Here is an 8,881-nt window from a genome sequence, read left to right as displayed (position 1 = left end):
CTTCATGAGATGAGCAAAGCGACCCGGGGACGGGCGTCACGCGATGGCCGATATCGCGTCGGAACCGTGGACCGGCTTCAGCCCGGAACGCTGGACCGCCTTCAGATCGGAATCCCCGGCCGGCTTCATCGGAATCCGCAGCTGTAGCTCATGGCGAGATCGTATCGGAGCCGAAGCACTTCTTTCACCTTCCTCATCGCGATCCTCGTTCTCGGCATGCCGTGTCTCCTCTTGGCAGAGGAGCAACGGCACGGGCCGTTACTGGTGCGACGAAGGCGCGAGAAGCCGCTCGGCTGCTCAACCCGCTCCGCTGTTCATGCTGCCGTACAGGCCGTTCACTTTCCTCCGGTCGTCCTGTTCAGTTTCGAGCGCACTGTGCACGTATCAACTTCTGATCAGACGCTGAATCCGCAGCTCGACGAGCTGGTACGTACTGGTGTTGACCCGGACCGGATCTACACCGATGTCGCGAGCGGCGCGAAGGCAGAACGGCCCGGCTTGACCGCATGTATGCGCGCCCTTCAGCCCGGCAACGTCCTGGTCGTCGTCAAGCTGGACCGCTTGGCGCGGTCGGTCGCTCACTTAGTGGAACTGGGGCAGGTTCTGGAGCGGCGCCGTGTCGCGTTGCGCGTCCTGAACCTCGGCATCGACACCGGGATCCCAGTGGGGCGGCTCATGTTCACCATCGTGGCCGGCATTGCAGAGTTTGAGCTCGACCTAATTCGGGAGCGCACGCGTGCTGGCCTTGCGGCGGCTCGCGCCCGGGGCCGACCTGGAGGACGCAAGCCGGTGTTGACCGGCGTTCGGCTGGACACTGCACGGACGCTGTGGGCCGATCCCTCAATCTCGGTGGAGGATATTGCCGCACAGTACAAGGTGTCGCGACGCACTCTGTTCAGGGTGCTTGGCCCGCGGCACGATCCAACGGAAAGCGAGTAAAGGGCAGACCCAGATGCCGGTGTTGGGGTGGATGCTGCTCGGAATCCTGGGGATTACAGGGACCTTCTGGATCGACGTGCGGCTCGGCTCGGTGACGTTGGAAGCTGTGCCGCTCATTGGCGGCGGACTGGCGCTGTACAAGGTGATCCGGACGGCCGATGAGCCTCCCGTGAAGCCAGGTCGTTGATCGCGGGCGTGATCAAGGCGGATCCCGCGGTAGATAGCTGTCTGTCGAGTGCCGAGCCGGTGGTCGCGAACTGAGGTGCGCCCGGAGCCGCTCAAGCTTGAAGGCGCTCACGCTGTTCCAGCAAGGCCTCCCTGACGAGTTGCCAGCTTGGTTCATCGGAGGCGCAGATGAGGCCCCCGGTGAGATGGGTCGGGTGGTAGGCAGTGCCATCGAAGTGGGCGCTGTAGCCGCCGGCCTCGCGGTGGAGCAGCCAGCCTGCCGCATGATCCCAAGGCATCAGCTTGTTGTAGAACAGGATGTCGCAGTGGCCCGCCGCAGCCATCCGGTATTCGTGCGCGGCGCACCGCAGCCACGCGCTCAATCCCAGCCGCGAGAGGTTGCCGTTGACAGTCGTGCGCAGGGGCTCAGGCAGGAAGTTCGTCCCGATGATCGCGTGCATCTCCCGGACAGACACCGCGCCAGCGACCGCCAAGTCTGCCCGGGCGCCTCCCTCACCCTGGATCCACGCCCCCTCGCCCCTAAGCGCGTAGGCGGTATTGCGGCACACCGGATCGTGGATGGCGGCGAGCGCCACCTCCCCCCGTACCGTCGCCGCGACCATGACTCCGAACAGCGGCAGTCCGGAAGCGAAGTTCTTGGTGCCGTCGAGTGGGTCGAGCACGAACGCGAGGTCGGCCGTGCCAATGGCATCGAGCAGAGTGGAATTCCCGGCGGCGGCCTCCTCTCCGATGACGACCGCTCCAGGGTAGGCAGCCTCCAGCGCGGTGGAGATGGCGCGTTCGGCCGCCTCGTCCGCGTCCGTGACGACATCGAATCGCGACGACTTCTCGCGCACCTGCCCGGCGACCAGCTCGCCAAACCGAGGCATGATCTCGGTCCGGGCAGCCAAGGACAGGATCTCGCCGATCCGAAGGGCGTCAGAGAGCGCGAACTGCATCATAGCGCCCGATTGAAGTGCAGGATGGTCACCTTGGCAAATTCCGGAACTCTGCACGGCCTGCGGTCTGAGCGGTGTAGTGACAGGGGGGCCGCCTCTGCGGCCACGGTCCGACCGCTATTCCAGGGCGATCTCGCCCCGGACCTCGTGTGAGAGCGCGACGTCATCGATCGTCAGCACCGCCCGGACCCGGAGCGTTTCGTTGCCCTTCAGACGACCCGAAGCCAGCGCCTCGCCGACGGCTCGCTCGATCTCGCGCTGCGATGTCACGCCCAGGGTTTTGAGGAATTTGCGGATATCCATGTTGAAGGTGTCGTCGTTCATCGCTCCCTCCACCGCCTTTGAGTCCGTGGCGCTGCGTGCCCGCAGTCTCCCGCGAGCGCCTGCTCGACCAACCGGACAATGACATCGTTCGATGTGAGCACCAGATCCCTCGGGTGCGCGATTATTTATTCCGCGACCTTTGGGCAAAGGCGGTGAAGCCCCGCAGGAACGATCGCAACTGTTCTTCCACCTTCGGGTCTGAGATTGCGCCGCCCTCGCCGAGGATCGTGTGCGCCTGCGAGACCAGCAGGCGACCGTCGCTCCACAGTTCGGTGCCGAGCGTGCGCAGGACCGGCAGCCAGGCGTTCTGGCTGAGGATGGTGCCGAAGCCGCCGGGCGAGGCTCCCATAAGCGCGACGGGCTTCCCGCCGAAGACCCGGGGGATGTCGGCCGGCGGCCGGGACAGCCAATCGATCGCGTTCTTGAACACGCCGGGGATCGAGTTGTTGTACTCGGGCGTGACGAGCAGCAACCCATCGGCGGCCGCGATGGCGTCCTTCAGTTCCGCCACCGGCTGCGGGATTCCTTCGGCGGCCTCGAGGTCGCCGTCATAAAGCGGTATGCCACGGATGCTGCCGATGGTCAGCGTCGCGCCATCCGGCATCGCCGCGGCGGCGGCCTTCAGCAAGGCGGTGTTGAGCGAGCCTCGGCGGAGACTGCCCGACAATCCGATCAGTGTGGTCATCCGCACCCCCATGGTCATGCGATCAGCCGCTGTTGGGCAATATGGCCGCCTCAGCGCGGTCTTCAAAGGCGGCCCGCCGCGCGTTCCCGCCGGGGGATGGCCGACGAGCCGCAAGCCTCCACCTTGTTCCCCGTATCCGCTTCGATCCCGCGAGGAGGCGCTGATGTGGCCGGACATTCCCTATCGGCCTTGGCGGGATACCTGCACGGCCCTGCACCTCTACACGCAGATCGTGGGCAAGTACCGTCTTGCCCGGACACCCTGGGTGAACCATTCCTGGCACGCCACGCTGTACGTAAACGGACGGGGACTGACAACCGGACTGGTCCCTGACGGGCCGGGCGGCGTAGAGATTGCCTTCGACCTGCTCGACCACGCGGTGGTGGGGTGCGCCACCGATGGCCGTTCCGGCCGCTTCGCCCTCGGCCCGACGACGGTCGCCGGCTTTCACACCCGCTTCATGGAGCTGCTCGCGTGGCTCGGGGCCACGCCCTGGCTGGACGGCCGTCCCAACGAGGTGCCCGACCCGGTGCCGTTCGCCGAGGACCGGATCGAACGTCCCTACGATGCGGATGCCGTGCGGCGGTTCTTTGGCGCTCTGGTGGCCGTTGACGGCGTGATGAACCGGTTCCGCACGGGATATCTCGGGAAGGTCAGCCCGGTGCACTTCTTCTGGGGGAGCTTCGATCTGGCGGTCACACGCTTCTCCGGGGCCACGGCGCCCCTTCACCCCGGCGGGATCCCGGCCCTGCCGGATGACGTCACCCGCGAGGCTTACAGCCACGAGGTGTCGTCAGCCGGCTTCTGGCCGGGGGGCGGGATGATCGAGTACCCCGCCTTCTACTCCTATGCCTACCCGGCGCCCGAGGGATTCGCCGAAGCCAGGGTCGAGCCGGAGGACGCGCGCTTCAACCGTGGCCTCGGCGAGTTCCTGCTGCCTTACGATGTCGTGCGTCGGGCAGTCGACCCGGAGGCGGCGTTGATGGCGTTCCTGGAGAGCACCTACCGCGCGGCGGCCGACCTCGGCGGCTGGGAACGCGGACGTCTTGAATGCGCGCTCGGGGAGCCACGTCGGCCACGCCGGCTGTGACGGTCCATCGACGCAGGTATCGCAGTGTAGCAGAAGGGGGCGGCGGCCTTCGGACCGCCGTCTTTGCTGGCCGGCTCAGATCGGCTCGCCGGCGGAGCTGGAGAGCATCGGCCCGCACTCTTGAACGTCGACGCGTGTCAGGAATGCGGGCCAAAGCGGTTCAGGCCACCTTCGGGTGCAGGTCTGGCGCCGGCGTCAGGCCGAGAGGTGCTGAGTGAAGAACGACTGAAGCTTAGCCCAGGGGATCAGGTCCACGCGGTCGTAGAGATCAACGTGGTTTGCCCCCCGAACCCAGAAAACTTCCTTTGGTTCTGCCGCTCGGGCGTAGGCGTTGTCGCTGAACTCCCTGGAATGCGCCTGATCCCCCACGATGAGCAGCATCGGGCGCGGCGAGATCGTTTCGATGTCATTGAACGGATAGAAGTTCATGAACTTGATTTCGCCCGCAAGGGTGCGGTTCTGGGTCAGCTCCGGAGTCCGCCCTTCGGGGACGTGCAGGCCGCGCCCGGTCCGGTAGAACTCGTGGTACATCCGCGTGACGGGGTCGGCATCCGCCGGCAGCTGCATCGGCAGGTAGTTCCGGAAAATCTGCTCGCCGGTCGTGAACTCCTGATAGCGCTGCTGCGCGGCCTGGGCGAGCAGGGCCTTGCGCTGCGCGAGCGTCTGCGACGTGTTGTAGCCGTTCCGGGTGACCGCGCCCATGTCATACATGCTGACCGTGGCGATGGCTTTCAGACGCGGATCGATCTTCGCCGCGCTGACCAGGAAGCCGCCGCTGCCGCAGACGCCGATGCCGCCGATGCGCTCGCGGTCGACGAACGGCCGCGTGCCCAGGAAATCGACGGCGGCGCTGAACGCCTCCGCATAGAGATCGGGTGCCACCGCATTGCGCGGCTGACCGACGCTCTCGCCCCAGAAAGGCAGGTCGATGGACATCGCGACAAAGCCCAACTCGGCCATCTTGATCGCGTACAGGTTAGCGCTCTGCTCCTTCACCGCGCCCATGGGGTGACCGACGACGATCGCCGGAGTCCTGACGTTGCGGTCGAGCGCCTTGGGCGTGAAGAGGTTGCCGGCGACCTTCATCCGGTATTGGGTGTCGAAGGTGACCTTCTGCAGGTCGACCCTGTCGCTGGTGTAAAAGTTGTCTGCGCCGTTCGGCATCGTCTTGGCCTCCGTGAATGGGATGTTGATGAGTGACACCAGGGCGAGCGCTGTCGCTCCGGCGCCGGCGCAGTGCAGCAGGTTCCGCCTGCTGATGATGGTGAGGTCGTTCGGGTCGCGCATCGCAGCGTCTCCTTTCGATCACGCGGTCGCGTGGGCATCTCTCCGGGCTTCGGATCGCCCGGCCGCAGCGGCCCGGCGGGACGCGATGAACGCCACCACGGCGGAGCCGCACAGGATGGCGGCGCTGACGGCGAAGGTGGCCTGGTAGCCGCTGCCGTCGAACATCAGGCCGCCTGCCGAGGCGCCGAGGGTGATGGCCAGCTGGATCGCCGCGACCATCAGCCCGCCGCCGGCTTCGGCGTCGTCGGGAAGCGTCCGGCTCAGCCAGGTCCACCAGCCGACCGGCGCGGCGGTGGCGATGAAGCCCCACAGGGCCAGCAGCACGCCGGTGGCGACGGTGGACGATCCGACGGCGATCAGGGCGAGGGCGATCACGGCCAGGGCGAGCGGCATCGCGACGAGCAGGCCATACAGCCGGGTCTTGACGACGAAGCCGATCAGGTACGTGCCCACGAGGCCGCTCACCCCGAGCGCGAGCAGAATCAGGGACAGCGCCGAGACGCTCACGCCCGTGACGGTCTCCAGGAACGGCCGGAGATAGGTGAACAGGGCGAACTGGCCGATGAAGAGCAGGGACACGGCCATGATGCCGAGCGGCACGTTCCGGCGGCGCAGGACTCGGAACGCCGCAGCCGCACTGGATCGACCGCGCGCGGGCATCGACGGCAAGGTCATGAACAGCCACACGAAGGTCAGCGCCGCCAGCGGGACGACGGTGAAGAAGGCCCCGCGCCAGCCGATGTATTGGCCAAGGAAGCTGCCCAGCGGCGCCGCGATTGTGGTGGCCAGCGCGTTGCCGCCGTTCAGGAGCCCGAGGGCCCGGGGCACCTCGTCTTCGGACACCAGCCGCATGACGATCGCAGCCGACATCGACCAGAAGCCGCCGATCACCACGCCGACGAGGGCGCGGCCGACGACCATGACGGTGAAGTTCGGGGCAAAGGCGACGACCAGACCTGACACCAGCATGACCGCGGTCAGCCCCAGCAGAAGCGCCCTGCGGTCGATGGCTTGCGTCGCGGACGAGATGAACAGGCTGGTCAGCACCGCGAAGATGCCGGACACCGCGATCGCCTGCCCGGCTTGGCCCTCGGTCAGCCGCAGGTCGGAAGCGATCGGGGTGAGCAGGCTGACGGGCATGAACTCGGACGCGATCAGAGTTCCGACGCAGAGCGTCAGCGCGAAGACGGCGCTCCAGCCCGCAGCGTGCGAGGGTGCGGCCTGACGCGCGTGGCGCTCGGTCTCGGCCGCGGTCGATGAAGGGGTGGTGTCGGTTTGCATGACAGCTAGGTAGCGGCTGCAATCACCCGCAACTAGACGCTATATTCGGCATGAATCTTTAAGTGAGGCTTCAGAATGCCCCGTGCCCCACTCGCCGATCTTGGCGCCTTCATCGCCGTGGCGCGCGAACGCAGCTTCACGCGCGCGGCAGCTCAGCTGGGCGTGTCTCCGTCCGCGCTCAGCCAGACCATGCGCGCCCTTGAGGAGAAGCTGGGGGTGCGCTTGCTGACCAGGACGACCCGCAGCGTGGCCCCGACCGACGCCGGCGAGCGGTTGATCGCGACCGTAGGGCCGCATCTGGAGGAGATCGAGACCGGCTTGGCCGCCTTGTCCGAGCTTCGCGACAAGCCGGCGGGCATCATCCGCATCACGGCTGTGGACCACGCGGCGGAAACGATCCTCTGGCCCTCTCTTGCAAACTTCCTGGCCGAGTACCCGGATGTCCGGGTCGACCTGGTCGTCGACAACACGCTCCGGGACATCGTCGCCGAGCGCTTCGACGCCGGTATTCGGATGGGCGAGCGAGTCGCCCGCGACATGATCGCCGTGCGGATCGGACCCGAAATCCGGATGGCCGCCATTGCTACACCTGCCTACTTCAAGAAGCACGGCAAGCCGAAGGTCCCTCAGGATCTGGCGGCGCACAGCTGCATCAATCTACGCCTGCCCACACTGGGCGGAGTCTATGTTTGGGAATTCGAGAAGGGCACGCGCGAGATCAACGTGCGCGTCGAAGGGCAGCTGACCGTCAACGACATCGCGGTGATCAGGAACGCTGCGCTTCATGGCCTCGGCATCGCCTTCATGCCCGAGGATGTGGCGCAACCCCATCTGGATGCCGGTGACCTGGTCCGCGTGCTGGCGGACTGGACGCCGCCGCTTCCCGGCTACCACTTGTACTATCCCAGTCGGAGGCAGCAATCGCCCGCTTTCGCCCTGCTCGTCGAGGCGCTGCGCTATCGTGGATGAGGGAATGTCCTTTTCTGGACGTCTGCCATACATGCTCCGGTCCCCGAGTGATGGGGGCGCTGGAGCAGTGTGGCAAAAGGGGACGGCGGCCTTCGGGCCGCCGTCATTGCTGTCCGGCTCAGATCGGCTCCTTCATGACGGCCTCCCTTCAACGGGTTCCAACGGCGATGAGCAGCTCGCACGGGCCGACGAAGCCATCCTCGGTTTCGTAGGCGCGCAGGGCCACGGCGATCTCGTCCCATGCGGATTGGCGGCCTGGCGCGTCGAGGTTGGCGAGCATCTGGTGCAGGGCGCCGAACGACTCCTGCTCAAAGCGCAGGCATTCGGCCGCCGATCCCAGGAGCAATGGCGCGTTCACCGAGATCGTCTCGACCTTCTGGAAGCCGGCGCGGCGGTAAAGACCCTCCAGGACGCCGGGAGCGCCGAGGCTGAACGGGCCGGGCTGCCCGGGCAGCGGCGGCGGCAGCTGCGCGCGGCGCCGGATGATCGACACCGGGGTCGCGAAGAAGCCGTTCGCCTCGGCACGCCCGTAGACGATCGCGGCGACGCGCCCGCCCGGCGTCACGGCCCGCCGCATGCCCTCCAGCGCCTTCACCTGGTCCGGCAGGTAGATGAGGCCGACGCGCGACACCACGGCGTCGAACGAGCCCTCCTCCACCTCCAGCGCCTCGCCGTCCATCACGCGCGTTTCGCAATGGTGGCATCCCGCGTTGCGCAGGTTGCCGGCCGCGAAGTCGAGAATGTTCGAGGCGATGTCGGTCGCCAGCACGTAGCCCTGCGGCCCCACCCGCCCGGCGATCTGCAGCGTCTGATCGCCCGCGCCGGCCGCGACGTCGAGGACGCGCTGTCCCGGTCCGATCTCCGCCATATCGAGCATCAGTTCGGTGGCGGGACCGAGCCAGCGGCGCAGCAGCGGTCCCCAGTCGTTCCACGCCTTCGCCGTCTGCTGCCATTGCGTGCGGGTCGTGGTCTTGTAGGCGACGGGGTCGAAGACGGGTGCGGTCTGTACGGTCATGGGGGTTCTCCCAATTCGGGTTGTCTGGCCATCCGTCCGCCTCGTTGCCGCGGGTCGGAGCCGGCTGGTACTGTACGGACGCGGTCGTAGGAGCCTTCGTTGGAGCGATCGTTGGAATGCCGAGACGGGTCCGATGACCGCAACCGGCCTTCACATCCGCCTGCTCG

At 66.9% G+C, this 8,881-nt stretch carries 10 protein-coding genes; 4 read left to right on the top strand and 6 right to left on the bottom strand.

Annotated features, from left to right (window positions below; all coding sequences use genetic code 11):
- The first annotated feature begins 150 nt into the window (after window positions 1–150).
- Both VD964_RS11740 and VD964_RS11735 read left to right on the top strand, forming a co-directional pair.
- On the top strand, window positions 151–939 hold the full coding sequence (locus tag VD964_RS11740; RefSeq protein WP_324868769.1) for a recombinase family protein: 789 nt from the start codon (window positions 151–153) through the stop codon (window positions 937–939).
- A 31-nt stretch (window positions 940–970) separates the two neighbouring features.
- Window positions 971–1,126 carry a hypothetical protein gene (locus VD964_RS11735; protein WP_324868767.1) on the top strand — a complete coding sequence of 52 codons (156 nt, stop codon included), beginning with the start codon at window positions 971–973 and terminating at the stop codon, window positions 1,124–1,126.
- Window positions 1,127–1,217: 91 nt separating this feature from the next.
- Here the strand turns inward: VD964_RS11735 and VD964_RS11730 are convergent, their stop codons facing one another.
- The 3 genes from VD964_RS11730 to VD964_RS11720 form a co-directional block, all read right to left on the bottom strand.
- A complete protein-coding gene (locus VD964_RS11730) occupies window positions 1,218–2,066 on the bottom strand; it encodes an inositol monophosphatase (RefSeq protein ID WP_324868765.1) in 849 nt (282 codons plus the stop codon).
- Window positions 2,067–2,180: 114 nt separating this feature from the next.
- Window positions 2,181–2,387: a DUF6494 family protein gene (locus VD964_RS11725; protein WP_324868763.1), complete on the bottom strand. Its 207-nt coding sequence runs from the start codon at window positions 2,385–2,387 to the stop codon at window positions 2,181–2,183.
- Between the two features lie 121 nt (window positions 2,388–2,508).
- On the bottom strand, window positions 2,509–3,072 hold the full coding sequence (locus VD964_RS11720) for an NADPH-dependent FMN reductase (protein ID WP_324868762.1): 564 nt from the start codon (window positions 3,070–3,072) through the stop codon (window positions 2,509–2,511).
- Between the two features lie 163 nt (window positions 3,073–3,235).
- Between VD964_RS11720 and VD964_RS11715 the strand changes: the two genes are divergently transcribed.
- On the top strand, window positions 3,236–4,162 hold the full coding sequence (locus tag VD964_RS11715) for a DUF5996 family protein (protein WP_324868760.1): 927 nt from the start codon (window positions 3,236–3,238) through the stop codon (window positions 4,160–4,162).
- Between the two features lie 195 nt (window positions 4,163–4,357).
- On the opposite strand, the gene VD964_RS11710 is transcribed toward VD964_RS11715, so the two are convergent.
- On the bottom strand, window positions 4,358–5,449 hold the full coding sequence (locus VD964_RS11710) for an alpha/beta hydrolase (protein WP_324868758.1): 1,092 nt from the start codon (window positions 5,447–5,449) through the stop codon (window positions 4,358–4,360).
- An 18-nt stretch (window positions 5,450–5,467) separates the two neighbouring features.
- Entirely contained in the window at window positions 5,468–6,730 is a 1,263-nt protein-coding gene (locus VD964_RS11705) for an MFS transporter (RefSeq protein ID WP_324868756.1), read from the bottom strand.
- Between the two features lie 75 nt (window positions 6,731–6,805).
- On the opposite strand from VD964_RS11705, the gene VD964_RS11700 reads away from it, so the two are divergent.
- Window positions 6,806–7,699, top strand: a complete 894-nt coding sequence (locus tag VD964_RS11700) for a LysR family transcriptional regulator (RefSeq protein ID WP_324868754.1) — start codon at window positions 6,806–6,808, stop codon at window positions 7,697–7,699.
- Window positions 7,700–7,847: 148 nt separating this feature from the next.
- Here the strand turns inward: VD964_RS11700 and VD964_RS11695 are convergent, their stop codons facing one another.
- Entirely contained in the window at window positions 7,848–8,714 is an 867-nt protein-coding gene (locus tag VD964_RS11695; RefSeq protein ID WP_324868752.1) for a class I SAM-dependent methyltransferase, read from the bottom strand.
- Window positions 8,715–8,881: the final 167 nt, after the last annotated feature.

Source organism: Azospirillum sp., from assembly GCF_035628975.1.
Classification (GTDB): Bacteria; Pseudomonadota; Alphaproteobacteria; order Azospirillales; family Azospirillaceae; genus Azospirillum.
Note: the sequence above shows the minus strand (reverse complement) of the source record. Positions and strands in the feature narration are given on the sequence as shown.

What these genes read in the sequence shown, in the direction of transcription:
- VD964_RS11740 (WP_324868769.1), top strand. Translation starts at nt 151, where the DNA reads ATGGCGAGATCGTATCGGAGCCGAAGCACTTCTTTCACCTTCCTCATC.
- VD964_RS11735 (WP_324868767.1), top strand. Translation starts at nt 971, where the DNA reads ATGCTGCTCGGAATCCTGGGGATTACAGGGACCTTCTGGATCGACGTG.
- VD964_RS11730 (WP_324868765.1), bottom strand. Translation starts at nt 2,066, where the DNA reads ATGATGCAGTTCGCGCTCTCTGACGCCCTTCGGATCGGCGAGATCCTG.
- VD964_RS11725 (WP_324868763.1), bottom strand. Translation starts at nt 2,387, where the DNA reads ATGAACGACGACACCTTCAACATGGATATCCGCAAATTCCTCAAAACC.
- VD964_RS11720 (WP_324868762.1), bottom strand. Translation starts at nt 3,072, where the DNA reads ATGACCACACTGATCGGATTGTCGGGCAGTCTCCGCCGAGGCTCGCTC.
- VD964_RS11715 (WP_324868760.1), top strand. Translation starts at nt 3,236, where the DNA reads ATGTGGCCGGACATTCCCTATCGGCCTTGGCGGGATACCTGCACGGCC.
- VD964_RS11710 (WP_324868758.1), bottom strand. Translation starts at nt 5,449, where the DNA reads ATGCGCGACCCGAACGACCTCACCATCATCAGCAGGCGGAACCTGCTG.
- VD964_RS11705 (WP_324868756.1), bottom strand. Translation starts at nt 6,730, where the DNA reads ATGCAAACCGACACCACCCCTTCATCGACCGCGGCCGAGACCGAGCGC.
- VD964_RS11700 (WP_324868754.1), top strand. Translation starts at nt 6,806, where the DNA reads ATGCCCCGTGCCCCACTCGCCGATCTTGGCGCCTTCATCGCCGTGGCG.
- VD964_RS11695 (WP_324868752.1), bottom strand. Translation starts at nt 8,714, where the DNA reads ATGACCGTACAGACCGCACCCGTCTTCGACCCCGTCGCCTACAAGACC.